The organism is Streptomyces sp. NPDC059989, from assembly GCF_042736975.1.
Classification (GTDB): domain Bacteria; phylum Actinomycetota; class Actinomycetes; order Streptomycetales; family Streptomycetaceae; genus Streptomyces.
On sequence record NZ_JBHWUO010000056.1, the window covers coordinates 19,325 to 44,275 of the forward strand.

Genomic DNA, 24,951 nt, shown 5'->3' on the forward strand with positions numbered 1-24,951 from the left:
TGACGCTCCTCGGGAAGGGGGTGTCAGTCCATGCCGATCCAGACCGACTTGGTCTGGGTGTAGCTCTCCAGCGACTCGGGTCCGCACTCGCGGCCGTAGCCGGAGGCCTTGTAGCCGCCGTACGGCACGGAGGGGTCGTACTGGTTGTAGCAATTGACCCAGACCGTGCCGGCCTTGATCTGCGAGGCGACGCGGTGGGCGCGCCGCAGGTCCTTGGTGTGGACGCCGGCGGCGAGGCCGTACGCGCTGTCGTTGGCGATGCGCACGGCGTCCTCCTCGGTGTCGAAGGGGATGATCGACAGGACCGGCCCGAAGATCTCCTCCTGGGCGATCCGCATGCCGTTGTCGACGCCGGTGAAGACGGTCGGCAGGAAGTACAGGCCCTGGCTGGAGGCGCCCTCGGGGGTCCACCCGGTGCCGCCGGTGCGCAGGATCGCGCCTTCCTTCTCGCCGACCTCGATGTAGGAGCTGACCTTGTCGAACTGGCCGCGGTGGGCCAGCGGCCCGAACAGCGTGGCGGGGTCGCGCGGGTCGCCCGGCTTGAGGGCGGCGGCCCGGCGGACCAGGCGTTCGACCATCTCGTCGTGGATGGGCCGGTGCAGGAGCAGGCGGGAGCCGGCGGTGCAGATCTCGCCCTTGTTGTAGTAGATGCCGAAGAAGGCGAGCTCCTCGGCCGCGTCGAGGTCGGCGTCGGCGAAGACGATGTTGGCGGACTTGCCGCCGAGCTCCATCGTCACCTTCTTCAGGGTGCCGGCCGCCTTGCGGATGATGGACTGGCCGACGGAGGTGGAGCCGGTGAACGCGATCTTGTCGATGTCCGGGTGATCGGTGAGGGTCTCGCCCAGTTCCACGCCGGGACCCGTGATCACGTTCAGCACGCCGTCCGGGATCTCCGCCTCCTGGAAGAGCTCGGCGATCTTCAGGGCGGTGAGCGGGGTGGCCGGGGAGGGCTTGTGGACGACCGTGTTCCCCGCCGCCAGCGCCGGTGCGATCTTCGTCATCGACAGCAGGAGCGGGAAGTTGAACGGGGTGATGGCGCAGACCACGCCCAGCGGTTCGCGCAGGGTGTAGGCCAGCTGTCCGCCGGCCGGGGCCCGCGAGGAGCCGTCGACGCGGGTCACGGCGCCGGCGTAGTAGTGCATGAGCTGCGCGGCCATGGGGGCGTCGACCGTGCTGGAGAAGGCGAACGGCTTGCCCATGTCCACGGTCTCCAGCAGGGCGATCTCCTCCAGGTCGCGCTCGATGAGCTCACCGACCCGGTTCAGCCGCAGCGCGCGCTCCTGCGCGGACAGTCTGCTCCACGGACCTTCCTCGTACGCCTTGCGGGCCGCGGCGACGGCCGCGTCCGCGTCGGCGGCGGTGGCCTGGGCCACCGGCACGATCTCCTGGCCGTCCACGGGGCTGATGTCGGGTTCGGTACGGCCGTCCTGGGCCGAGACCCATTTGCCGCCGATGAACAGCTTCCCGGGGTTGGCCAAGGGCTGGTCGCTGAGCGCGCGCTTGGTCATGGCTGCCTTCCGGTGTCGGATGCGGGGGCGGTACTAGCCCTTCGCGAGCTGCGTTAAGAACGTCTCCGCGAGGGCTTTGGAGGAGTACGGGTTCTGGCCGGTGGTCAGCTTGCGGTCCACGACCACGTGCGAGTCCCAGATCGCTTCGGCCTTCTCGTAGCGGGCGCCGAGCCGGGTGAGCTCGACCTCGAGGATCAGCGGGAGGCGGCCGGCCATGTTGGTGACCAGTTCCTCGCTGTGCGAGAAGGCCGTCATCCGGTAGCCCTCGAAGGGCCAGCGGCCTTCGCCGTCGCGCAGGGCGAGCAGCGAGGTGTGGCCGTGGCAGACGGTGGCGAGCGGCTTGTCCTGGGCGACGACCCAGCGCAGGATCTGGGCGAGTTCGTCGGACTTCGGGAGGTCGCCGATGGCTCCGTGGCCGCCGCTGACGTAGACGCCGTCGTAGTCGGCGATGTCCTTCTCGGTCAGGGCTTCGAGTGCGATCGGCGCCTTGAGCTGCGGGGTGTTCTCGATGACCCGGACGTATTCGGCGGCGTTGGCCGCGTCCTCGTTCGGGGAGCCCTGCGGGCGTACCCACTGGAGGAACTGGGGGTCGATGCTCGTCTGGTCGACCGTGGGTGCCCGGCCCCCGATCGTCGCCACGTCCACGGTGTGGCCGGCGGCCTTGAACAACTGGTAGGGAACGACGAATTCCTCGGCCCAGAATCCCGAGGGGTGCTGTTCGCCGTCCAGCAGATGGAGCGTGGCCTTGGCCGTCATGACGACGAGAATCTTCATGATTCTCTCCTTGTTCTGGATTCGCTGCCGATTCAACACGGCCCCGCGCGGGGGGCGTAAGGGGGCGGCGTCAGGCACGCGATACTTCGTCACGTGCGTCCAACGCCGAGATGATGGTGCGGAATTCACCGACCAGTGGGTGGTCGGGATGGGCTTCTGCGAATATGCGTTCACCGTACAGAGCCGCCATTTCCGGCGAGTACGGAAGGATTCCGGCCAGCGGCGCCCCGTAGACCTCCTCGGTGCGCCGCCTGGCCTCCACGCGGTCGATCCCCTCGGGGGCCATGCTCAGCACCAGGGTCCGCCGGCAGGCCAGGCGCCCGGCGAGGGCGATCGTCTCCTCCACTCCGGAGAGGTCGATCCGATCGGCCCGAGCCATGATCATCAGTACGTCGGCGCTCGCCATCGCGGTCACCGACTCGTTGTTGAGACCGGCGTGGGTGTCGAGCAGCAGCACGTCGAGCGCGTAGTGCTCGGCGAGCCGGTCGAAGCCCTCCGGGAGCAGCCCCACGTCGTACCCGCTGGTCATGATCTCCCGCAGGGCGGCGGTGCCGGTCCTGGCCGGTACGACGTACAGCCCGGGCACGGCCACCTGCTGGGCGGCGGCCTCGATCTCGCAGCGGCCGAGCAGGTAGTCGGCCAGCGAGGGGCCCGGCCCGAGACGGAACAGCAGGTCGAGGGTGGGTGACTGGATGTCGGTGTCCACCACCCCGACCCGGCGTCCCTCGGCCGCGATCAGCAGCGCCAGGTTCGCCAGGACCGAGGACTTCCCGGTGCCACCGCGGTGCGAGTGCACCACGATGGTGCGGGTCATCAGGCCACCACCCGGTAGCCGGTACCGTCCGCATGCGGCCCCCGCGCCGCACGAGGCCGGTGCAGGGCCAGCATGGTGACGTCGTCGTGCTGTTCGGCGGTGCCCGTGTGCTCGCGCACCGCCAGGTCCATCCGGTCGACCACGTCCTTGCCGCTCACCGGGGTGCCGGCGAGCAGTTCCAGCATCCGTTCGTCACCGAGGAAGCTGCCGTTCGGGCAGCGGGCCTCGGGGACTCCGTCCGTGAAGGCGAAGAGGGTGTCGCCGTGGTTCAGCTGGGCGTAGCCCAGGGTGTAGACGCAGTCGGGCAGTACCCCGACCGCCGGCCCGGTGACGTCGAGCGCGATGGGCCGGCTGCCGTCGGCGCGGAGCAGCAGGGGCGGGTTGTGGCCGCCGTTGATGTAGACGAGGCTGCCGGTGAGCGGGTCCAGCACCCCGAAGAACAGGGTGGCGAAGTAGCCCTGCCGCAGGTGGTTGCGGGTGAGGTAGCCGTTGGTGGCGGTGACCGCGTTGAGCAGCGGGGTGGCGCCGACGACCGGGATGCGGCGGCTGCCGCCGGTGCGCCCGGCGGCCACCAGGTGTTGGAGGCCGCTGTTCTCGGCGGTGTGCCGGAGCAGGGAGCGGATGAGCGCCATGAAGAGCGCGGCGCCGACCCCCTTGTCACAGACGTCGGCGACGACGAAGGCGAGCCGGCGGCCGCGGGAGATCTCGAAGACGTCGTAGAAGTCGCCGGCGACCTGGCGTGCGGGCCGGAAGCGGACGTCGATCTCCCAGCCGTCCGGGACGGGCAGGGATTCGGGCAGGAAGCCGGCCTGGATCTCCCGGCCGATCTCCAGTTCCTTCTCGTATCCCATGAGTTCGGCGCGGGCGTCGGCTTCGCGCAGGGTGCGGCCGAGTCCGGCGCGCTCCGAGCAGCTGTGCAGCCGGGCCCCGACGAGGGCGGGCAGGAAGGGCGGTACGAGGTAGTCGTGGCCGATCCGGACGTGCTCCTCCAGGGCGGCGAACTCCGTCACCGTCCAGACGACCACGATGGGGGCCCCGGCCCAGCGGCGCAGCCGGCGTACGGCCATCCGTACGGACTCCCCGTCGGACTCGGCCGGGGCGAGCAGCACGTCCGCGACGGGCAGCAGCTCCTGCGGGCCTTCGCGGAGCTCCGTCAGCGTCCGGGTGACGAGTTCCGCGTCCATGCTCCGCAGCGCGTCGAGCAGTTCGGGCGGCGGTGGCGGGTACTCGTCGAGGATGATCACGGTCGTGGAGGGCATGGGTCCGTCCCCTCAGTCCCTCTAGCCTTCACCGTCAGCTTGCTGATGTTGCGGCCGTCCCTGTGCACGTAGCTGAATTCGTCCACGCTGGTCAGCGCCAGGTGGATGCCGAGGCCGCCGATCCGCCGGTCCTGCGGGGGAACCCCGGGGGCGGGCGGAAGGCGGCCTTCGACGGGGTCGAAGGGGGGTGCGGAGTCCAAAAGGGTGATCTGCACCCCGCCCGGGCCGGAGCGGCCGCGGACGGTGATCCGTCCGTCGCCGCCCCGGTACCCGTGCATCACGATGTTCGTGGCCAGCTCGTCCACGGCCAGCCGGATCCGGTAGGCGGAGCCCTTGTCCAGGCCCGCCCGTCCGGCCAGCCGCAGGACGAACGCGGCGATCTCGCCCAGTGCCCCCACCGTCGCGGGCACCTCCAGTGCGGCGGACGTCCTCGCCAGTTCGACCACGTCATTCATCGGGCCCGTAGTCACGGTGGTCACTCATCGGAGAGCACGATGCTGCGGTCGAGTCCTGCCGTCCGGATGGTCCGGGACACGGGCTCGATGGCACCGACCACCTTGATGGTGACGTTGTTCGCGACCTTCTGCTGGGCGAAGACCAGGGAGCGCAGTCCGGCGCTGGCCATGTAGCCGACGCCGGCCATCCTGATCTCGACGGTGCTGGTGCCGTGGCCCGCGGCCTTCTCGATGGTCTGGTGGAAGTCGGGGGCCGTCTTGGCGTCCAGTTCGCCGGTCAGCTCGATCACGGTGGTGTCGCCCTCGATGCTCAGGGACACGGAAAGCGGCATGTCAGGTCTCCTTCGGTCAAGGCATCTCGGGATCATTGGTGCGGCCGACCAGGATCACGACCGACCGCGGGCCGATCAGGTACTTGCCGGCGTTGTCCAGTTCCTGCTCGGTGCCCGGGGTGCGGATGTCGTGCGGCGCCTCCGCACTGGTGTCGGCGAACAGGTGCCAGCTCCGGCCGCCGGGCAGGGCGGGCAGTTCCAGGTCGTGCGACTCCCAGTGCGAGTTCATGGCCACGTACACCACGTCGTCGTCCCCGGTACCGCAGCGGGCCACCGCCAGCAGCCGGCTCTCCTGCGACCAGTCGGGCTGCCAGGCCCGCTCCCCGTGCCAGCTGATGTCGGGCAGGCCGAGGTTCTCGCGGACCTGTCCGGTGGGGTGGGCGGTGGAGCGCAGCTCGCGGTGGTGCTTGCGGAAGGCGATCATCTCCCGGGTGAACCGGAGCAGTTCGGCGTTGTCGTCGACCTGGCTCCAGTCGAACCAGGAGAGCTCGTTGTCCTGGCAGTACGTGTTGTTGTTGCCCTGCTGTGTCCGGGCGACCTCGTCGCCGGACAGCAGCATCGGGATGCCCTGGCTGGTGAAGAGGATGGCGATCGCGTTCTTCATCTGCCGGGTGCGCAGCGCGTTGACGTCGGGGTCGTCGGTGGGCCCCTCGGCGCCGCAGTTCCAGCTGTTGTTGTCGTTGGCGCCGTCGTTGTTGTTCTCGCCGTTGGCCTCGTTGTGCTTGTCGTTGTAGGAGACCAGGTCGGCGAGGGTGAAGCCGTCGTGCGCGGTCAGGAAGTTGACCGAGGCGGCGGTGCCGCGGCTGGAGTAGAGGTCGGGCGAGCCGGCGATGCGGGTGGCCAGTTCGCCGGTGACCCCGGAGTCGCCCTTGAGCCAGCGGCGTACGGTGTCGCGGTACTTGCCGTTCCACTCCGCCCAGCGGCCGTACGCCGGGAAGTTGCCGACCTCGTAGAGGCCGCCCGCGTCCCAGGCCTCGGCGATGAGCTTGGTGTGCCGCAGGACCGGGTCGTAGGCGAGCAGTTCCAGCAGCGGCGGGTTGGGCAGCGGGGTGCCGTCCAGGGCCCGGCCGAGGATGGCCGCGAGGTCGAAGCGGAAGCCGTCGATGTGGTAGTCGGCGACCCAGTGGCGCAGGCAGTCGAGCACGTAGTTGCGCACGACGGGGTGGTTGCAGTTGACGGTGTTGCCGGTGCCGCTGAAGTTGAAGTAGTACCCCTCGGGCGTGAGCATGTAGTACGTGGCGTTGTCGAGCCCCTTGAAGGAGATCGTCGGGCCCTGCTCGTTGCCCTCGGCGGTGTGGTTGAAGACGACGTCGAGGATGACCTCGATGCCGGCCGCGTGCAGGTCCTTGATGAGGGTGCGGAACTCGTCGCCCTGCATCCCGTAGCGTCCGGTGGCCGCGTAGCCGGCCTTGGGCGCGAAGAACGAGACAGTGTTGTAGCCCCAGTAGTCGAAGAGCTGCTCGCCGGTCTCCGGGTTGGTGCGCGGGTTGTCGCTCTCGTCGAACTCGAACACGGGCAGGAGCTCGATGCAGTTCACCCCGAGTTCCTTGAGGTACGGGATCTTCTCGCGCAGCCCCGCGAAGGTGCCGGGTGCGGTGACCTGCGAGGAGGGGTGCCGGGTGAAGCCGCGCACGTGGGTCTCGTAGACGACGAGATCCTCGGCGGGGATGCCCAGCGGGGTGTCGTCGCCCCAGTCGAAGTCCTGGAGGCAGACGCGGGAGCGGTACTGGTAACCGCGGCTGCGGTCGGGCTCCACGCCCCACACGTCACGGCCCGCGATCAGCCGGGCGTACGGGTCGGAGAGGACCTGGCGGGCGTCGAAGCGGTGCCCGGTGACCGGGTCGTAGGGGCCGTCGGCCCGGTACCCGTACTCGATGTTCTCGTGGTCGAGGCCGAAGACCGTCATGGCGAAGACGCTGCCGGTGCGGAATTCCTCGGGGAATTCCAGCTCGGCCATCGGCTCGGGCTCTCCGCGCTTGTAGATGACCAGGGTCATGGAGGTGGCCTGGTCGGAGAAGACGGAGAAGCTGACCCCGCCGGGGACCACATTGGCCCCGAAGGGGAACGGTTTGCCGGCGCGGACGCGGTACCCGCCCACCTCGTGGGTCGGGTACGCGTCGACGCGCAGGACCTGCTCGGACTGTGCCTCGCTCATCGTGCGGCCTTGGCCTTGGCCTTGGCGGCCGCGGCCGCCGCCTCGCCGGTCTCGAAGAAGTCGAGGAAGCCGGTGGCCGACATGACGAACCGGACTTCCTCGCTCACCCCGTACAGGGTGACGGCGACGCCGGCGTGCTGGGCCTCGCGGTAGACGACGAGCAGGGTGCGCAGGCCCGCGCTGGAGACGTAGGTGACGGCGGTGAGGTCGATCTTCAGCGGCTTGCCCTCGCGGACGAGCGGCAGCAGGGCCTGGAGCAGCGAGCCGGATGTCTCGCTGTTGATCTCGCCGGTGGCGACGAGCACGGTGCCCGTCTTGTTCCGGCGTTCCTTGACGTTGAGAGTCATTGCATTCCCCTCTGGTTGGGGCGCCCCCCGTTGAGCGCTACTTCTTGGCCACTGGACGCAGCCGGACCTTGACCTTCACCCGCCCCTGGACGTCGGGCAGCCGTACGGTGAGGGCATCGGCGTCGAAGTCGTCGTACGGCTTCTCGTCGATCTCCACGGACGCGATCCGCACCGAGCCGGCCGGGAGCAGGTCGGGCGAGACGCGCAGGACGCGGTCGGGCAGGTTGGTCGGGTCGGGCTGGAAGTGGAAGTCCATCTCCCGGCCGTTGATGAGCAGGTTGTTGTAGACGGCGGAGAGGTAGCAGAGCTCCGCCGAGTGGTACATGGACATCGAGTGGCTGCCCTTGAGCCGCTCCGTGCCGAGCAGGTACGGCGTACCGCTGGCGAGCACGTTGAAGTAGACGGCTCCCTCGTCGTGGTCGAGGAAGAAGGTGTTGTAGAAGGCCTGCGCCTGCCGGGCCTCGCGCAGGTTGGCGTCGCCGCCGACCGTGCCGTTCAGGATGAGGTAGGCGAGGATCGCCTGCTCCTGCTGCCACCAGGCCTTGCGGTCGTGCCAGGCGAAACGATACGTCTCCTGGTCCCCGGACTTGATGCGCTCGACGACGTCGTACCAGCCGCCGCGCTGCACGTCGCTGCCGACCGCCGGCATGATCTCGCCGATCTTCTTGGCGAGCTCCTCGTAGGCCGGCTTGGCCTTCAGCGAGTTCATCCGCATCAGGTTCCAGGCGATCTTGAGGTTGTGGCCGACCACGGCGCGGTCCTGCTGCCAGCTGTGCGCCTTGTCGTGGGACCAGTCGCGGTTGAAGCGCTCCTGGACGAAGGGGCTGTTCTTGTAGTCCGGGAACTTGTCCGCGATGGTGTCGAAGGTGTACTCGAGGAAGTCGGCGTACTTCTGGTCGCCGGTCGCCAGGTACAGGTTGATGAGGTAGGCGGGCGCGTGGTCGCCGACCGAGTTCCAGTTCTTGCGCTCGGCGTTCTCGCCCAGGGACTCGTGGTCGGCGCTGAAGAGGATCGGGTCGATGTGCGAGTAGTAGCCGCCCTGCTCCGGGTCGAAGAAGAACTTGTCGAACAGCCGGATGGTGGCGTCCGCGTCGTTCTTGATCCGGATGTCACCGGTGACCCGGTACGTCTGGATCGGGCCGGCCAGCGCGTAGATCTGCTCGTACATCGGGATCGCGTCGTAGTCGTCGGAGAACTCCGAGGTGAACAGCTTGCGCTCGCTGTCCCCGTCCACGCTGATGCCGTGGTACCAGAAGACCACGTCCTCCTCGCTGTCCACGACCCGCATGTGCTTGCGCAGGTACTCGGTGCCGCGCTCGGCGACCTCCAGGTACTCGTCCTTGCCGGTCAGCAGGTAGGCCGAGGCCATGCCGTAGACCAGGCGGGAGATCGTGTCCGTCTCCTGGACGTGGCTGGCGGTCTTGTCGCCGCCGAGCCGGATCTCGGTGCGGTACTCGGTGAAGTCCACCGGCCCGTCGCCGAACTGCGCCCGCTTGTAGAAGTCGGCCAGCGATTCGATCTGCTTGATCCACCAGCTGGGCTCCTCGAAGCGGTAGTCCTCGGCCCCGCGGCCCAGGAACACCAGGCGCTTGGCGTCGAAGCGCCCGCCGTGCTCCGGGTAGTGGACGCCGTAGACGAAGAGGAACCGGCCCGGCGAGAGCATCTCGTCGATGTGCCCGGAGGCGTCGATGTAGGGCTCGTCGAGGTTGCGCACCAGCTCGGCGCTGGGGTCGCCGGCGAGCGAGACGTCGAACCCGCGGCCGTCGGAGGTCTTCAGGCGCAGCACGCGCGACCCGGAGTCGAAGCGTTCGACGTAGCCGGCGATGGTGTCGGAGAAGGAGAAGCTCACGGCGTCCGCCATGTCATGCACCGTCCTTGTCGTGAGAGCCCTCGTGAGTGCTGTCGTGCGTGGGGTCGTTGGCCGGGTCGTCCTCGTATCCCTGGCTGACTTCGACGATCACCCCGTCCGGGTCGCGGACCCACACGGTCCGCCAGCCGCAGATGAAGTCGTCGAAGTCCAGCGGCCCCAGGGTCACTTCGGCCGCGTCTCCCAGCTGCGCCAGGAACGCGTCCACGTCGTCGGTCTGAAAGGCCAGGTGGCGCATCCGGCCCGGGGCCTGCGGCCCGTCTCCCCCAGCTACCGCGGGGGGGACCCCCAGCGCCGCGCGCGCCGGTTCGGCGCCGACCGCGAAGAGCTCCAGGTACGCGTCCCCCTTGCGCAGGAACACGATCTGCGACTCCCCGAGATCGACCACCCGGGCCCGGGCGAAGCCGAAGTACCGGGTGTAGAACTCCTCGGTGGTCTTCTGGTCCGTGCAGTTCAGGCCCACGTGCGACCAGCGCAGCCCGGCCGCCATCAGCCGGCCCCCCGGCCCCGCCCGGCCGCGATGAGCTCGATGATCCGGCGGGCGAAGAGGTGGTGGTGGGCGCCGGTGCGGCCGGTGACCAGGTCCCCGTCGACGACCACGTCCTCGTCGACGTACTGGCCGCCCATGTTGCGGACGTCGCCGATGAGGTTGTTGTGGCAGACCACCTTGCGGCCGCGGATCTTGCCGGGGATCGAGGAGGCCAGCCACATGCCGTGGCAGATGATCCCCTTGAGGACCGTCGGCTCCTCGAAGGCCCGGCGCAGCAGCTCCGTCGCCGGAGCCAGCACGTCCACGTCCTCGGTGTAGCGCAGCCGGTCGGCCACCATGCCGGAGGGCACGATGATCGCCGCGTACCGGCGCAGTTCCTCGTCGCTCAGCCCCTCCAGGGACTGGCTGGCGGTGAACGGCGCCCGGTACTCGTGCCCGGAGAAGGTGATGGAGTCGTTGCCCCACAGCCGGGTCAGGAAATCGACCTCGGCGCCCTCCTCCGCGAACCGGTGCTGGTAGTAGAAGATCTCCGGTTCGTAGAAGTCGCTCTCGACCAGGACCGCGATCCGGGTCCCGCTCAGCGCACCCTCGCGCAGCACGACATCAGACACGGGACACCCCCTTCAGGAAGTCCGCCGCGCGCTCGGCGATCATCGCGATGGCGGTGTGGCAGTTGCCCGAGGGAACCGCGGGCATCACGCTCGCGTCGACGACGCGCAGGTTCCGTACGCCGTGCACGCGCAGCTCGGGGTCGACGACGGCGAGGTCGTCGATGCCCATGCGGCAGGAGCCGGCCTGGTGGTGGTAGCTCTCCGACTTCTGCTTCACGAAGGAGCGCAGGTCGTCGTCGGTCACGTAGCCGGGTCCTGGCTGGAGCTCCTGCTTGTACCAGGGCGAGAACGCGGAGGTCGCGAAGAGCTCACGGGCGATCTTGACGCCCTGCACCATGCGCTCCAGGTCCCACCGGTCGCCCAGGTAGTTCGGGTTGATCAGCGGGTGGGCCAGCGGGTCGGCGCTCGCCAGCTTGATCCAGCCGCGCGAGACCGGGCGTACGACACCGGGCAGGATGGACACCGTGTTCGGGTGGTCCTGGCCGACGATCACGTCGAACGGGACGTGGACGAAGGCGATCTGCAGGTCCGGCGCGGGCAGCCCCGGCCGGGAGGACAGGAACAGAGCGCTCTCCGACAGGTTCTGCGCCGGCGGCGGCAGCTCCTGGGTGACCTCTGCCATCAGCCCGGTCAGGACGTGGTTGTGGAAGTTCTCGCCGACCCCGGGCAGGGCCGCGGTGACCTCGATGCCGTGCTCGCGCAGCTGGTGCGGGTGGCCGATGCCGGAGAGCAGCAGCAGCTTGGGGGACTCGATCGCCCCGGCGGCCACGATCACCTCCCGGCGGGCCCGTACGGTGTGCAGCCCGGGGGCCGCGGCGGAGCTGTGGCCGTCGCGCACGGTCCGGCCCGGGACGTCGCTGCCCGAAAGCGTGGCGGGGGCCTGCAGCTGGACGTACTCGACGCCCGTGCAGGTGTCCCCGTCGAAGAGCAGCCGGGTGGACTGCGCGCTGGTGCGCAGGGTCAGGTTGGAGCGGTCGAGCGCGGGCTCCAGATAGGCGGCGAGGGTGCCCTGGCGGCGGCCGTCGGCGACGTCGATGTGGTGCCAGCCGGTGCCGAACAGGCCGCGCCGCGGGCCGTCGGTGTTGAAGTCGGCGATCTCCTCGTGCCCCAGCTCGACGGCCGCGTCGATGAAGGCGCGGGAGGCCGGGTTGGGGCTGTGCCGCCCGGCGTGGGTGATCCGCTGCGGTCCCCGGGTGCCGGTGGTGGCGGCGGTGGCGTCCTCCTGGCCCTCCAGCAGGGCGAAGTACGGGAGCACGTCCTCGTACGCCCAGCCGGCCGCGCCCTGGTAGGCCCAGTTGTCGAAGTCCGAGGCGTGGCCCCGGATGTGCATCATGATGTAGAGGTTGCTGCTGCCGCCCGGGGCCTTGCCGCGCGGTTCGTACGTACGGCGGCCGCCCAGGCCGGGCTGCGGGGTGCTGGTGTAGCCCCAGTCCACGGGCCCGCCGAGCAGCTTGTACCAGGAGGACGGATCGTCCACCTCGGGCGGGATCCGGGAACCGCCCGCCTCCAGGACGAGGACGGAGACGTCCGGGTCCTCGGAGAGCCGGTTGGCCAGCACGCTGCCGGCGGTGCCGGATCCCACAACGATGTAGTCGTACTCTTCAGCGCTCACGGATCGGCCCCCCTCAGCCCTGGTTCAGCACCTGGAAGGGGACGGTGTCGTGGTAGTTCGCCATGTAGGCGATCTTCCCGTCCACGATCCGGAAGAAGTTCATGACCTCGGCCTCGATGGCCTCGCCGGAGGCGCTGACGGCCGTCAGGTGCGAGACGGCCGCGGCCTTCTCCCCGTCGACCAGGAAGTGCACGGGCTCGTTCCGGAAGACCCGGTACATCGTGCCCATGCCCTTCATCATCGAGCGCAGGACGTCCAGGCCCTCGATGTGGCCGGCGAGCTGCTCGTCCATGACCTGGTCGTCGGCGAACAGGTCGCACCAGCGGTCCCAGTCCCCGGCGTTGGCGTACTCGTAGTACTTCTGCAGGATCTGCTTCGCTTCCATCGCGCTCATCCCCCTATCGGTCCCTGCGGGTTCCGTCAGGCGCGAACGGCGCCCAGAACTGGCTGAAGGCGGAGGCCGTGTCGCCGAAGAGCCCGTCGCGGCCCTCCACGACCCGGCCGCCCTGCCAGCGCAAGAAGTGGAAGACGGGGTAGTCCATCCGCTCGTACGGGGACCGGCTGTCCTGGGCCGCGCCGTCCCGCAGGGCGACGTTGCGGCACACGTCCGCGGAACAGTCCTCGCCGACGAGGATCGCCTCCAGGTCCATCCGGAAGGTGCCGCCCGTGAGCTTGTGGGTCTGCCCCATCAGCTCCAGGAAGGCGTCCAGGCTCTCGTACCAGCCGGCGAGCGGGTGGTTGCCCGGCACCAGCCAGCGCAGGTCCTCGGAGTAGTACTCCAGGATGCGCGCCCGGTCGCCGGAGCCGAGGGCGGCGTAGGCCGCCTCGACCCGCTCCCGTGTCACTTCGGTCATCGTCGCTTCTCCTTCGCCGGCGGTCAGAGCGAGCCGGAACCGGGCATCGGAGCCAGGTCGTTGACGGTGTACTGCTTGATCAGCGGTCCGTCGGGACCGGCCACCACGGTCCACGTCTGGTCGGCGTCGAAGCCGAGCCACTCGCTGCGGGCGGCCGGCGGGTCCCAGATCTTCGCCTGCCAGTTGACGAGGACCCGGACGACCGCCCGGTCGCCCTCGATGACCGGCTCCACCTTGGTGACAGTGTGCACCTCGTCGAAGAACCGGTTGGTGACGGCCTCGTACCAGCGGCCGAAGCCCTGGTGTCCGAGGAAGGTGTCCTCGGGGACCTTGAACTCCAGGTCGTCCGTGATCAGGGCGAGCACCTGATCGAGCTCTACGTGCCGGTCCAGCGCCACGTACCAGTCCTCGGCGAACCTGCGGATCGCGTCCTCGGTCAACTGCCGCTCGGCGGGCATGCGGTCTCCTCCTGTCCGGTGGGTGTCTCAGATCTGGATGTCGACGAGGAACGGTCCGGGGTGGGCCAGCATCCGGCTCACGGCGGTGACCGCCTCGTCCGGCTTCTCCACCCGTATCCCGCCGGCGCCGAGGGACCGGGCCAGCCCGGCGAAGTCGATCTCGGGGTGGGAGAGGTCGAAGGAGCCCGGGAATCCGTGCTCCGGGATGTCCCGCTCGCGCCAGTACTGGGCGATGTTGTCGTCCAGCAGCCGGTACTTGCGGTTGTTGCAGACCACGAACTTGGCGTCGATCCCGTGCCGGACCGCCGTCCACAGCGCCTGGTAGGTGTACATCGACCCGCCGTCGCCCGCGAAGCCGACGACGAGCCGGTCCGGGTGGGCGAGCTTGGCGCCGACCGCGCCCGGGAAGCCCACGCCCAGCGAACCGCCCCGGGTGAGGTGGTAGTCGCCCGGGCGCTCCGGCGGCAGGTACTTCGTGACCAGCGGGGAGGTGGTCAGCGCCTCGTCGAAGACGATGAGGTCCCCGCCGGTGCGCTCGGCCAGCGTCCGCAGGAAGGCGGACATCGCCGTGTCCTCGTCCGTCACCGCCTGCGCTTCGCGGACCCGCTCCCGGGTCCGTACGTCGAGCCGGGCGGCCGCGGCGGCCCGGCGCTGCGGGGTCAGCCGGTGCTCCAGTACGCCGGCCAGCGCGCGCAGCGCCTGCCTGGGATCCGCGGCGAGGCCCAGGTCCACGGGGTGGTTCTTGGCGATCTCATAGGCGTTGAGGTCGATGTGGACGACCTTCGCGCCCGCCCGGAAGGGGCTCTCCAGCTCGGGGAACACCTCCGGGAAGACATAGGTGCCGACGATCAGCACCCCGTCGGCGTCGCCCACGAGGTCCTTGCTGTGCGGGCCGAACATGTGGCCCGTCTGGCCCCGCCGCAGCGGGTGCGAGGCCGCGATGTTGACCTCCGAGGAGTCGACCTCGTACACGTCGGCGCCCAGCAGCTCGGCGACGGCGACGAGTTCGTTCTGCGCCCCGGAGAGGGAGACCCCGTCGCCGATGAGGACGACCGGGCGCTCGGCGGAGGCGAGCAGCTCGGCCGCCCGCCCCACCGAGGCCGGCGAGGGCGCCACGTCGGTGAGCGGCACCGTGGCGGGCAGCACGGGCTCGGAGTTGAGCTCGTCCAGCACGTCCATGGGCAGCGCCACGAACACGGGCCCGCGGGGCGGGGTGAGCGCGATCTTCACGGCCCGCCGGATGGTGCGGAGCACGGACCGCGGGTCGGTGACCCGCGTCGCGTACTTGGTCACCGGCTTCGCCATCGCCACCAGATCGGACGCCATCTGCGCGTCCATGGCGTCGTAGCGCACCCCGGCGTCGCCGGCGACCACGACGAGCGGGGTGTGGCCGCGCAGCGACTGGTAGAGCATCCCGATGCCGTTGCCCAGCCCCACCCCGGAGTGCAGCTGGAGGAGGGCCGCGCCGCCGGTCGCCCGGGCGTATCCGTCGGCGATACCGGCGGCCACGGTCTCCTGGAGGGCGAGGACGTAACTGAAGTCCTCGGCCGCGTCCACCGCGTCGAGGAATCCCTGCTCCACCGTCCCGGGATTTCCGAACATCACCTTCAGGCCGTCGGCCTTGAACTGCTCGATCAGCCTTTCCCGTCCGGGAGTGGCTCCGGTATTCATCGAACTCCCCCTCATTCCCACGAGTTGCCGGAATTACCAGCCGTAACGGGTGAGACCGTCCTCCAGGACTTCCACGATCTTCTGTCCCGTGAGGTACGAGTCAGGGGTGGACCGTCCGGTCACGAACGGGAAGTCGACGATGACCGAAACGGGCTTGCCGAAATTCCCGTGGTACGCGCCGCGCGGGCCCGTGGCGTCGCGCAGGATGTACTCCAGCGGATACGGGGGCGGCCCCATGTTGAAGTCGGTACCGAGGAATCCGGTGCCGTCCTTGTAGTCGTACTCCTTGCAGTGGCCGGTCACGTGCTTGCCCCAGATGATGCTCTTGCGGTCGCTCCAGTCCCGGGCGAAGGCCAGGCAGGCGACCCCGTAGCACTCCGCGGCCACGACCTTGCCGGCCCTCTTGAAGGCCAGGATCAGGGCGTGCACGCGCTCGTTGTTGGCGAGGTCGGCGATCGGGCCGCTGCCGCCGACGATGAGGATCGCGTCGTAGCCGGCGATGTCGGCGTCGAGCTTGTCCAGATCGCGGTGGTACTGCTCCAGCTTGCGCAGGTAGCCCTCGTCACTCGTGTACGGGCGCTCGGGGACCCACGCCTCGATGTCCAGCGGCGAGTCCAGCCGGCTCGACTGCTCGAACTCCCGTCCCAGCCGGGCGTTCTCCTCGGTGGTGACCGAGCGTCCCAGTGGAGGATCGATGTAGTTCGCGTCGAGGCTCGGCGGAAGAGCGTGCGCACGCTTTCCGGTCGGCGTGGCGAATATGACCTCGTAGCCGCGTTCGTCGAACTTCGATACGGGCCCTATCAGTTCCTCGGCCCAGTAACCGTGTTCGGAGACAATGACCAGAATCTTTCTGCTCACGTATTCCTCCAGGCGCCGCCTGTTGTCGTTGGCGTCCACCACACTGGCCGGGCCCGGAGGCTGCGTCAAAGCGCGGGTATGCGACTTCGTGAGGTAGCGGACCAGGTCATGGGGGCACCTCAGGAAGTCGTCCCGCGACGTCATGAAGTAGCTTCAGGACTACCTGACTTCGGCTGAATCAGTGAACCATTACCGGGACCCCGTCTTATGGTCTGGACGCGCCGGGATTCACGGGCGCGCGGGCTGTGCCAACGAACGAGCATGAGCACGAGGAGAGGGACGGGGACGATGACGATGGACCTGTTGTGCACACACATCGATCAGATACGTCCGGTGAAGCCCGGCACCGAGGGCTGCGAGGAATGCCTCATCGCCGGCGACACCTGGGTGCACCTGCGCATGTGCCTGAGCTGCGGGCATGTCGGATGCTGCGACTCCTCGAAGAACCGTCACGCCACCCGGCACTACCGCGGCACCGAACACCCCATCGCGGCCTCGCACGAGCCCGGCGAGGACTGGGCCTGGTGCTACGCCGACAAGCTGATGCTGGACCCGGCGTGAGCGCGGCCCCGGACCACGGCGCCGCCGCCGTCACGACCGAAGCGGCCGCCGAACGCGCCGAGAACAGGAAGCCGGTCATCCTGGCCGTGGACGACGACCCGCAGGTGCTGCGCGCCGTCCGCCGCGACCTGCGCAGCGCCTACGGCGACCGCTACCGGGTCCTCGGCGCGTCCTCCGCCGCCGACGCCCTGAAGATCCTGGACTCCCTCGACGAACGCGGCCACGACCCGGCGCTGTTCCTCGTCGACCAGCGGATGCCCGACGTCACCGGCGTGGAGTTCCTCCTCGAAGCGGTCAGCCGCTTCCCCGACGCCCGCCGCGTGCTGCTCACGGCGTACGCGGAGACGGACGCGGCGATCACCGCCATCAACCGGGTCCGGCTGGACTACTACCTGCTCAAGCCGTGGGACCCGCCGCACGAGCGGCTCTTCCCGGTCCTCGACGACCTGCTGTCGGACTGGCTGGCCACCTACCGCCCCGCGTACGACGGGATCATCGTCGCCGGCCACCTGGTCTCCCCCGGCACCCACGCCGTCCGGGACTTCTTCACCCGCAACGGCCAGCCGTTCCGCTTCCTCAACGTCGAACGGGACCCGGAAGCCCTGACCCTGATCGCCGCCCAGCCCGACGCCGCGCTCCCCCTCGTCCGCTTCCCGGACGGATCGGTGCTCTCCGCGCCCACCGACACCCAGCTCGCCCAGCGCCTGGGCCTGGCCACCACGGCCTCCCGCCCGCACTACGAGTGCGTCATCGTCGGCGCGGGCCCGGCCGGCCTGGCGGCGGGCGTCTACTCGGCCTCCGAGGGCCTGTCCACCCTGATGCTGGACTCCCGCGCCCCGGGCGGCCAGGCCGGCACCTCCAGCCTGATCGAGAACTACCTCGGCTTCCCCTCCGGCCTCTCGGGCGGCGACCTGACCCGCCGCGCCACCATCCAGGCCTCCCGGTTCGGCGCCGAGATCCTGCACCCGGTGGAGGTGGTCTCGCTGACCCGGGACGACCCCGCGAAGATCCTCACGCTGGCCGACGGCACGGAGATCTCCGCGGAGACGGTCCTGCTGGCAACCGGGGTCTCGTACAACCGCCTGGAGGCGCCCGGCGCGGACCGCTTCGAGGGCGCGGGGCTCTACTACGGCGCGGCCACCACCGAGAGCTCCGCCTGCATCTCGCAGCACGTGTTCATCGTGGGCGGCGCCAACTCGGCCGGCCAGGCGGCGGTCCACTTCGCCAAGTACGCCGCCCGCGTGACGATCCTGGTCCGCGCGGCCTCCCTGGACGCGAGCATGTCCCGCTACCTGATCGACGAGATCGACCGCACCCCGAACATCGAGGTGAAGGTCCGCACGACGGTGGTGAGCCTGGACGGCGACGAGCACCTCGAACGGCTGACCCTGCACGACGCCGCGACGGGCGAGGACAAGGAGGTCCCGGCCCGGTTCATGTTCACCTTCATCGGCGCCCGCCCGCACACCGACTGGCTGTCCGGCGTCGTCGAGCGGGACGAGTACGGCTTCGTCCTCACCGGCTCGGACCTGATCTCGAACGGCGGCGAACTCCCGGCCGAGTGGAGCCTGGAACGCGCCCCGTACCCGCTCGAGACGAGCGTCCCCGGCGTCTTCGCCGCGGGCGACGTCCGCGCCCACTCGGTGAAGCGGGTCGCCTCGGGCGTCGGCGAGGGCGCGATGGCGGTCTCCCTCATCCACCGCTACCGCTCGATGGGCTGAGAGCGAACGCCACGCCCTTGCGATCAAGAAGGCATCGGATGCAACGTTGATTACATGATTACAGCCGAACAGAGCGAACAGCTCCGCGCATGGTTCGCCGAGCGCCTGCCGGTGGACATCTACGAATCCCTCGTCTCGGTCACGGTCGACCGCGAGGAGATCACGGTCGTCGGCACCATCCCGGCGACCGAGTCGGCCAAGGCGTTCCGCGAACGCACCCGCGAGCAGCGCATCGACGTGGCCCGCGAGGCCGAGGAGCTCTACCGGCGCAAGGTCGCCTGGGGCGTACGGGTGGGTGAGGAGACGACCCTCTTCACCCACCTCGCCGTCCCGGTGATGACCCGCCTGCGCCAGTCCGAACGCCAGGTCCTCGACACCCTGGTCGCCGCCGGCGTCGCCCGCAGCCGGGCCGACGCCCTCGCCTGGTGCGTCCGCCTCGTCGGACGCAACACCGACGCGTGGCTCACGGAACTGCGCGACTCCCTGGACAAGGTCCGCCAGGTCCGCGCACAGGGCCCGGACGCGCCTGACTCCATGAAGTCCGAGTCCGAATGAGTAAACAGCCCCACGCCGGCGCATGATCGCGTAAGGCTGGCCACGACCACCACCCAGGGAGGGCACGCACCATGACCACCACCGTCGAATACATCCGCTACCGGATCGCATTGGACGACCAGCCGGCCTTCGAGGACGCCTACGCCCGGGCCGCCGAGGCCCTGGCCGCTTCGCCCGAGTGCATCGACTACGAGCTGGCCCGCTGCGACGAGGAGAAGGAGCGCTACATCCTCCGCATCCGCTGGACCTCGATCGACGCCCACCTGGGCGGCTTCCGCAAGGGCGAGCACTTCCCTGCCTTCTTCAGCGCGATCCGTCCGTACGTGACGGCCATCGAGGAGATGCAGCACTACCTCGTGACCGGCGTCGTGGGAACGGGAAAGGCCTCCGCATAGCCATGAGCACCACACCCACCATCTACGAGTGGATGGGCGGCGCGGAGGCGATGAACCGCCTCACCGACGCCTTCTACGCCCACGCCCTGCGGGACGAGATCCTGGCCCCGGTCTTCGCCGGCATGGACTCGGAGCACCCGCAGCACGTCGCGGTCTGGCTGTCGGAGGTCTTCGGCGGCCCGTCCGACTACACCGCCCACCACGGCGGCCACCAGCACATGGCCACCAAGCACCTGGGCCGCGGCATCACCGAGAAGCAGCGCCGCCGCTGGGTGGACCTCCTGATGGACACGGCCGACGAGGTCGGCCTCCCGACGGACCCCGAATTCCGCGCGGTGTTCGCCTACTACATCGAGTGGGGCACCCGCATGGCCCTGATCTACTCGGGCCCCAACCCGCCCCCGGTCGACGCGGCCAAGATCCCGGTCTGGTCCTGGGGCCAAACCCCACCCTGGATCCCGAAGACCACCACGAACTAACGGCCCCGCCCCGGCCCCAATCCTGCTTCGCCAGCGTGTGAGGCGGGGTCTGACTCCACCTTCGCCGACGCATGCGGCGCGGGGAATCCAGCCCCGCCGGCGTTTGAGGCGCGGGGCCCGGGGCGGAGCCCCAGGTCTTTCCAGCGGGACGAGCCCCAGGCTTCGCGCCCCCGCCCGGCCACATCCAGCCCCGCCGGCGTTTGAGGCGCGGGGGTACGGGGGCGGAGCCCCCGGTCCTTTCAGCCCCGCCGGCGCTTGAGGCGCGGGGCCCGGGGCGGAGCCTCGGCGGCGGCCGAGTCGGCCAGCAGCACCGTCAGCGCCGGACCCTCGTCCTGCGACCGCCAGAAGTCGACGGCCTCCTCCAGGATCTCCACCAGGACCTGCCAGTCGCGCGGCCGCGCATCGGCAAAGCCCCGCCACGACGTCACCGCCACCAGCCGCCCCGCGGCATCCGGCAGCCACGACAGGTCGATCAGGCAGTCCGCCAGCGCATCCCAGTTCCCCCCGAACCAGTCCGGCAGCCGCAAGGCATCCCCGCAGCGCCTCATCAGCTCGGCCTTGCTCCGTACGCCGTCCAGGTCCAGCCGTACGGTCGTCCAGCCCGCCTTCTCGGCGGCTTCGAGCGCCGGTGCGAGCGGCTGCGGTTCCAGGGACGGGGTCATCGGATAACCGCCTTGAAGGTGTCGTAGTGGTCGTCCGTGTAGAAGAACTCCCCACCCTCACCCGTCACGATCCGCCGGGCCCCGCGGTCCCGCTCCCCCGGCGTCCTCACCGTGAACTCGTGGTAGTAGCCACGCTTCTGCTTGGGCAGGGCCTTCTCGAAGTTCCCGAAGACGGTCCCGTCCTGCCGGTACGGATACGGCCCGCCCTTGTCGATCAGCGCGAGCACGTCCCGTGCCTGCTGCGGCAGCGCGTCCGCCCGTACGGTAGCCATCCCCTTGGCCCACCCGGGCGCGGCGGTGCCACCGATCCCCGCGGTCCCACTACCGGAGGCACTGGCACTGGCGGCGGCAGGCGCAGGCTTCTGCCCGCCACAGCCCACCGCACCGACCAGCGCGGCGCAGAGGAACACAGCCCCCAGCAAACGCAGCAACGATCGGGGCACGTTCCGAAAGATCATGCACCGATCGTGCCAAATATCCGATTCGCTTGCGAATCGCCCCGTGCCCTCAGAGGGCGTTCATCTTGGTGTATGGGCTCAGGACTCGTTTCTGGACCGAACCGAAGTCGACGAGAACAGCGATCCCCTCCTCGATTCCGACGACACGGCCGAGACCGTGCTCATCGTGAGTGACCCGATCGCCGACGCTGAACTGCCGGATGGGCTGTTCCACGGGGGCCTTGAACGGGCTGGACGGCAAATGGCGGCGAGGTACTGCTGACTTTGTCATTGGAACCAGTATGCGCCCAGCAGGCCGCCGCGCGGTCCGCCGTTCGGATCTCAATTCCGGCACCATCCGCACCGACGGCGGCGTCCCCGGCGACCACCGCGCCTACAGGTCGTCGGGGTCGGCCCGCTCCAGCGCCGGCCGCAGGCCCGGGGCCGACTCGGTCAGCAGGTAGTCGGCGACCGCCGTGTCCGTGACGAGGCTGGTCACCAGCCCCGACCGCAGCACCGCGCCGATCGCGGAGGCCTTGCGCAGCCCGCCCGCGATGGCCACGACCTCGGGGATCCGCCGCAGCCGGTCCGCCTCGACGGTGATGCAGCGCTCGCCGAGGTCCCGGCCGACCCGCCGACCCTCGGAGTCGAACAGGTGTGCGGACATCTCGGCGGCCACGCCGAGCGAGGCGTAGTGGGCGCGCTCCTCGTCGGTCAGCATGTCGTGGACGGTGGAGATGCCCGGCTCCCACGACCCGATGGAGACGGCCGCGACCGTCACCTTGTCGAAGTACTCGAAGGCGCGCGCGATCCCGGTCTGGTTCCGCAGCGCGGCCGCGGTCGCCGGATCGGGCAGCAGCATCGGCGCGTAGATCGGGTGCGCGTCGCCGCCCGAGACCTGGGCGGCCCGGCGCACGGCCTCGACCGAACCACGCTCGGCGGTTCCCGCGTCGTAGACACCGGTCAGCTGCACCACGGTGCACGGCGGCAGCCGGTGCAGGGAGGCCGCCATGTGGATGGTCGACCGCCCCCACGCGAGGCCCAGTACGTCGCCCTCGTTCACCAGCTCGCCCAGCAGATCGGCGGCGACGGCGCCGAGGTTCTCCGGATCGGGCGCGTCCTCGGTGGCATCGGCGGGCGACTCCACCACGACGGCGTGCCGGAGCCCGTAGCGGGCCCGGAGCGCGTCCGACCGCTCCGCGTCCAGTTCCGCCGGTACGCGGATCTCGATCCGTACGAGGTCGCGCTCCAGCGCGGTCTCCAGGACCCGGGCCACCTTGAAGCGGCTCACGCCGAACTCCTCGGCGATCTGGATCTTGGATTTGCCCTCGAGGTAGAAGCGACGCGCCATGGCCGCCGCCTGCACCAGCTCCGCGGGTCCCATCCGCAGGGCTGACCGTCCCGCCGACATTGCAGACACCGCGTTCTCCTCACTGCTGTTCACACTCTCGTGTTCACACTCTCGACTCGTCGTTCATCCTGTCAGATCCAACGGCTGTTGATCAGCCTGGACAGCTTCCGTTCACCGAGCCGTCCATCAACGCTTGGCTCAGTGGTCGCAAGCCCACGGCGCAACGGAGATCGCCGCGTCCGCCTGCTCACGCAGCGTACGTACGGCGGCGGACGGATCGACCGCGCCGTAGACCGCGCTGCCCGCCACGAAGACGTCGGCGCCGGCCTCGGCACAGCGTTCGATGGTCGACGCCGAGACCCCGCCGTCCACCTGGAGCCACAGCTCCAGTCCGTGCTTGGTGATCAGCTCCCGGGTACGGCGGATCTTGGGCAGCATGATGTCGAGGAAGGCCTGGCCGCCGAAGCCCGGCTCGACCGTCATGATCAGCAGCATGTCGAGCTCGGGGAGGATGTCCTCGTACTGCTCGATCGGGGTCGCGGGCTTGAGCGCCATGGACGCCCGCGCCCCCTTGGCCCGGATCTCCCGCGCCAGCCGCACCGGGGCGGCCGCCGCCTCGGCATGGAAGGTGACCGAACCCGCACCGGCCTCCACGTACTGGGGGGCCCAGCGGTCCGGGTTCTCGATCATCAGATGGAGATCGAGCGGAATGTCCGTGGCCCTGCTCAGGGACTCCACGATCGGCATGCCGAGGGTGAGGTTCGGGACGAAGTGGTTGTCCATGACGTCGACATGCAGCCAGTCGGCTCCCTCGACGGCCTTCGCCTCCTCGGCGAGTCGGGCGAAGTCGGCGGACAGGATGCTGGGAAAAATCTGAGCGGCCATGCCCCCAAGCCTGCCATGTCCCCGCTCGGTTCCGGCCACGACCCCGGAACTCACACGCCGCGTAGCACTGCTTAAATGATCATGTAGAAGCTTTCACTTGTCCTGCGTGTCGGCCTTCGGCACGGTTCTGCCCATGACACCGACGCCGCACGAACCCCGGGAGCGGGAGCGGCATACCCGTACTTCGCCTGTCGCCTCGGCGGCAATGGCAGCTGAGCCGTCGCCTGTTCCTTTGGCGGGGGGCACGGCTGGCCCGTCGGCTGGCCCGTCGCCCGTCGCTTTATCGGGCCCCTCACTCGCTGCCGGCTCGCCTTCCTCATCCGCGTCATCCCCTTCGTCGCTCTCTCCTGCTTCCCCTGCTGCCCCTCCTTCCCCTCCCTCCTCTCCGTCCTCTCCGTCCTCTCCGTCCTCTCCGTCCTCTCCGTCCTCTCCGTCCTCTCCGTCCTCTCCCTGGCAGAGCAGGGACTTCCGCACCCTCTTTGGTGCCGCCACCCTCAACCAGCTCGGCACCAACACCGGCTACGTCGCCGTCCCGCTGCTCGCCCTCACCGCCCTCGACGCGAGCCCCGGCCAGGTCGGCACCCTCGCCGCGCTGTCCACGCTCGCCTTCCTCGTCATCGGCCTGCCGGCCGGCGCCTGGGTCGACCGCCTGCGCACCCGCGGCGTCCTGATCACGGCGGACCTCGCCCGGGCCGCCCTCTTCGCCTCGCTCCCGCTCGCATGGTGGCTCGACGCGCTGACCCTGCCGCAGCTGTACGCCGTCGTCCTCCTCAACGGCTGCGCCACCGTCTTCTCGGACGTCGGCTCGCAGAGCGTGCTGCCACTGCTCGTCGGCCGCGGCGGCCTGGTCCGGGCGAACGCCGCCATGGTGACCTTGATGGCCGCCGCCAACATCGCCGGCCGCGGCGCCGGAGGCGCCCTGGTCGCCGCCGTCACCGCTCCGCTCGCGCTGGCCTGCTCCTCTGCCGTGTACCTCGCCTCGGCGCTGCGCCTCACCCGGATCCGGCCCACCCCTGCCCCGCCCGCGAAGGACCGGACCCCGCTGCCGGCCCAGATCAAGGAGGGCCTCCAGCACGTACTGGGCCACCCCGAACTACGGGCCCTGGCACTGGCGGCCACGCTGAACAACCTGGGCGGCTCGGTGATCAACGCCATGCTGCCGATCCTCTTCATCCGGGAGCTCGGCCTGTCCCCAGCCTCCCTGGGCCTGTTCTGGGCCGCGGGCGGCCTGGGGCTGCTCCTGGGCGCCCGGCTGGCCCGGCCCTTCGCGGCCCGCGTGGGCTACGGCCGCGCCCTGCTGCTGGGCCTGAGCCCGGCGGCCCTGCTGGTCCCGCTGCTGGACCACGGGCCGTGGCTCTGGCTGGCGGGCGCGGGCTGGATGCTGTCCACCATGAAGACCGGCTCGGACAACGTCCTGGGAGTCAGCCTCCGCCAACACCTGACCCCGGACCCCCTCCTCGGCCGCATGAACGCCACTTTCCGCTTCATGCTGACGGGCGCCCTGGCCCTGGGCTCCGCCGCCTCGGGCATCTTGGCGGAGCTAACCACCCTCCGCACGACCCTGTGGACGGGAGCCGCCATCCTGTCCCTGACCTTCGTCCCGATAGCCCTGTCCCCCATCCGAACACGACGAACGGGCGCATGAGCCTCGGGGCCTACGGGGCGGGCCGGGGCCGGGCTCTGGGGGCGGAGATCGGTGAGGCGGGTCCGTTCTGCTGGTCGGTGGCTTCGGGGGTCGGGAGCCTGCGGGGCGGCATCAGGGAGGGTTTGGGGGTTTCCCGTCAGTCTCATCGTCTCTCCGTGTCGGGCCGGCCTGTCAAGGGCGCTCCCTGCGGTCGCG

The 24,951-nt window shown here is 69.9% G+C and carries 28 protein-coding genes; 6 read left to right on the top strand and 22 right to left on the bottom strand.

The features are described from left to right. Positions 1-23: 23 nt before the first annotated feature. The 17 genes from ACFWBN_RS33350 to ACFWBN_RS33430 form a co-directional block, all read right to left on the bottom strand. On the bottom strand, positions 24-1,508 hold the full coding sequence (locus ACFWBN_RS33350; RefSeq protein ID WP_385183356.1) for an aldehyde dehydrogenase family protein: 1,485 nt from the start codon (positions 1,506-1,508) through the stop codon (positions 24-26). Between the two features lie 33 nt (positions 1,509-1,541). Continuing rightward, the gene (locus ACFWBN_RS33355; RefSeq protein ID WP_385183358.1) at positions 1,542-2,282 is read right to left on the bottom strand and encodes a type 1 glutamine amidotransferase domain-containing protein; all 741 of its coding nucleotides are present in this window, start codon (positions 2,280-2,282) and stop codon (positions 1,542-1,544) included. 70 nt (positions 2,283-2,352) lie between these two features. Continuing rightward, a complete protein-coding gene (locus tag ACFWBN_RS33360) occupies positions 2,353-3,096 on the bottom strand; it encodes an AAA family ATPase (protein ID WP_385183361.1) in 744 nt (247 codons plus the stop codon). Continuing rightward, entirely contained in the window at positions 3,096-4,355 is a 1,260-nt protein-coding gene (locus tag ACFWBN_RS33365; protein ID WP_385183364.1) for a PP2C family protein-serine/threonine phosphatase, read from the bottom strand. Before ACFWBN_RS33365 ends, ACFWBN_RS33360 begins: the two co-directional genes overlap by 1 nt. After that, positions 4,337-4,834, bottom strand: coding sequence for an ATP-binding protein (locus ACFWBN_RS33370; protein ID WP_385183367.1), 498 nt, complete (start codon positions 4,832-4,834; stop codon positions 4,337-4,339). The genes ACFWBN_RS33365 and ACFWBN_RS33370 overlap by 19 nt, the downstream gene beginning before the upstream one ends. Continuing rightward, entirely contained in the window at positions 4,831-5,142 is a 312-nt protein-coding gene (locus ACFWBN_RS33375) for an STAS domain-containing protein (protein ID WP_215147958.1), read from the bottom strand. Before ACFWBN_RS33375 ends, ACFWBN_RS33370 begins: the two co-directional genes overlap by 4 nt. A gap of 16 nt (positions 5,143-5,158) precedes the next feature. After that, positions 5,159-7,297, bottom strand: coding sequence for a glycogen debranching protein GlgX (gene glgX / locus ACFWBN_RS33380; RefSeq protein WP_385183370.1), 2,139 nt, complete (start codon positions 7,295-7,297; stop codon positions 5,159-5,161). Continuing rightward, a complete protein-coding gene (locus ACFWBN_RS33385) occupies positions 7,294-7,644 on the bottom strand; it encodes an STAS domain-containing protein (RefSeq protein ID WP_215147956.1) in 351 nt (116 codons plus the stop codon). Before ACFWBN_RS33385 ends, glgX begins: the two co-directional genes overlap by 4 nt. A 37-nt stretch (positions 7,645-7,681) precedes the next feature. After that, positions 7,682-9,505 carry an AGE family epimerase/isomerase gene (locus ACFWBN_RS33390; RefSeq protein ID WP_385183373.1) on the bottom strand — a complete coding sequence of 608 codons (1,824 nt, stop codon included), beginning with the start codon at positions 9,503-9,505 and terminating at the stop codon, positions 7,682-7,684. Between the two features lies 1 nt (position 9,506). Next, positions 9,507-10,001, bottom strand: a complete 495-nt coding sequence (locus ACFWBN_RS33395; protein WP_385183376.1) for a VOC family protein — start codon at positions 9,999-10,001, stop codon at positions 9,507-9,509. After that, positions 10,001-10,612, bottom strand: a complete 612-nt coding sequence (locus ACFWBN_RS33400) for a DJ-1/PfpI family protein (RefSeq protein WP_385183379.1) — start codon at positions 10,610-10,612, stop codon at positions 10,001-10,003. Before ACFWBN_RS33400 ends, ACFWBN_RS33395 begins: the two co-directional genes overlap by 1 nt. Further along, complete coding sequence (locus ACFWBN_RS33405; RefSeq protein ID WP_385183382.1) at positions 10,605-12,224, bottom strand: GMC family oxidoreductase; 1,620 nt, start codon at positions 12,222-12,224, stop codon at positions 10,605-10,607. The genes ACFWBN_RS33400 and ACFWBN_RS33405 overlap by 8 nt, the downstream gene beginning before the upstream one ends. Positions 12,225-12,237: 13 nt before the next feature. After that, positions 12,238-12,618, bottom strand: coding sequence for a nuclear transport factor 2 family protein (locus tag ACFWBN_RS33410; protein WP_385183385.1), 381 nt, complete (start codon positions 12,616-12,618; stop codon positions 12,238-12,240). A gap of 4 nt (positions 12,619-12,622) precedes the next feature. Further along, positions 12,623-13,078, bottom strand: coding sequence for a nuclear transport factor 2 family protein (locus tag ACFWBN_RS33415; RefSeq protein WP_385183388.1), 456 nt, complete (start codon positions 13,076-13,078; stop codon positions 12,623-12,625). A 23-nt stretch (positions 13,079-13,101) separates the two neighbouring features. After that, a complete protein-coding gene (locus tag ACFWBN_RS33420) occupies positions 13,102-13,536 on the bottom strand; it encodes a nuclear transport factor 2 family protein (protein ID WP_385183391.1) in 435 nt (144 codons plus the stop codon). Between the two features lie 27 nt (positions 13,537-13,563). Then, complete coding sequence (locus ACFWBN_RS33425) at positions 13,564-15,207, bottom strand: thiamine pyrophosphate-binding protein (RefSeq protein ID WP_385183394.1); 1,644 nt, start codon at positions 15,205-15,207, stop codon at positions 13,564-13,566. A gap of 33 nt (positions 15,208-15,240) precedes the next feature. Beyond that, a complete protein-coding gene (locus ACFWBN_RS33430; RefSeq protein ID WP_385183397.1) occupies positions 15,241-16,065 on the bottom strand; it encodes a type 1 glutamine amidotransferase domain-containing protein in 825 nt (274 codons plus the stop codon). 261 nt (positions 16,066-16,326) lie between these two features. Here ACFWBN_RS33430 and ACFWBN_RS33435 point away from each other — a divergent pair, with 261 nt between their 5' ends. From ACFWBN_RS33435 to ACFWBN_RS33455, 5 genes are all read left to right on the top strand, one after another. After that, on the top strand, positions 16,327-16,626 hold the full coding sequence (locus tag ACFWBN_RS33435) for a UBP-type zinc finger domain-containing protein (protein WP_385183400.1): 300 nt from the start codon (positions 16,327-16,329) through the stop codon (positions 16,624-16,626). After that, positions 16,623-18,347 carry an FAD-dependent oxidoreductase gene (locus ACFWBN_RS33440; RefSeq protein WP_385183403.1) on the top strand — a complete coding sequence of 575 codons (1,725 nt, stop codon included), beginning with the start codon at positions 16,623-16,625 and terminating at the stop codon, positions 18,345-18,347. The genes ACFWBN_RS33435 and ACFWBN_RS33440 overlap by 4 nt, the downstream gene beginning before the upstream one ends. A gap of 54 nt (positions 18,348-18,401) precedes the next feature. After that, a complete protein-coding gene (locus ACFWBN_RS33445) occupies positions 18,402-18,902 on the top strand; it encodes a hypothetical protein (protein WP_385183406.1) in 501 nt (166 codons plus the stop codon). A 71-nt stretch (positions 18,903-18,973) separates the two neighbouring features. Further along, on the top strand, positions 18,974-19,297 hold the full coding sequence (locus ACFWBN_RS33450) for a putative quinol monooxygenase (RefSeq protein ID WP_385183409.1): 324 nt from the start codon (positions 18,974-18,976) through the stop codon (positions 19,295-19,297). A gap of 2 nt (positions 19,298-19,299) precedes the next feature. After that, complete coding sequence (locus tag ACFWBN_RS33455; RefSeq protein ID WP_385183412.1) at positions 19,300-19,776, top strand: group II truncated hemoglobin; 477 nt, start codon at positions 19,300-19,302, stop codon at positions 19,774-19,776. A 239-nt stretch (positions 19,777-20,015) separates the two neighbouring features. Here ACFWBN_RS33455 and ACFWBN_RS33460 read toward each other — a convergent pair whose 3' ends face one another. The 5 genes from ACFWBN_RS33460 to rpe all read right to left on the bottom strand — a co-directional run bounded on the left by ACFWBN_RS33460 (position 20,016) and on the right by rpe (position 23,111). Beyond that, positions 20,016-20,438 carry a barstar family protein gene (locus tag ACFWBN_RS33460; protein WP_385183415.1) on the bottom strand — a complete coding sequence of 141 codons (423 nt, stop codon included), beginning with the start codon at positions 20,436-20,438 and terminating at the stop codon, positions 20,016-20,018. Next, positions 20,435-20,896, bottom strand: a complete 462-nt coding sequence (locus ACFWBN_RS33465) for a ribonuclease domain-containing protein (protein ID WP_385183418.1) — start codon at positions 20,894-20,896, stop codon at positions 20,435-20,437. The genes ACFWBN_RS33460 and ACFWBN_RS33465 overlap by 4 nt, the downstream gene beginning before the upstream one ends. A 49-nt stretch (positions 20,897-20,945) precedes the next feature. Beyond that, on the bottom strand, positions 20,946-21,167 hold the full coding sequence (locus tag ACFWBN_RS33470; protein WP_385183421.1) for a CarD family transcriptional regulator: 222 nt from the start codon (positions 21,165-21,167) through the stop codon (positions 20,946-20,948). 102 nt (positions 21,168-21,269) lie between these two features. After that, positions 21,270-22,319 carry a sugar-binding domain-containing protein gene (locus tag ACFWBN_RS33475; RefSeq protein ID WP_362298050.1) on the bottom strand — a complete coding sequence of 350 codons (1,050 nt, stop codon included), beginning with the start codon at positions 22,317-22,319 and terminating at the stop codon, positions 21,270-21,272. 105 nt (positions 22,320-22,424) lie between these two features. Continuing rightward, positions 22,425-23,111: a ribulose-phosphate 3-epimerase gene (gene rpe, locus ACFWBN_RS33480; protein ID WP_385183425.1), complete on the bottom strand. Its 687-nt coding sequence runs from the start codon at positions 23,109-23,111 to the stop codon at positions 22,425-22,427. Between the two features lie 232 nt (positions 23,112-23,343). On the opposite strand from rpe, the gene ACFWBN_RS33485 reads away from it, so the two are divergent. Then, positions 23,344-24,756: an MFS transporter gene (locus ACFWBN_RS33485; RefSeq protein ID WP_385183427.1), complete on the top strand. Its 1,413-nt coding sequence runs from the start codon at positions 23,344-23,346 to the stop codon at positions 24,754-24,756. The last annotated feature ends 195 nt before the right edge of the window (positions 24,757-24,951 follow it).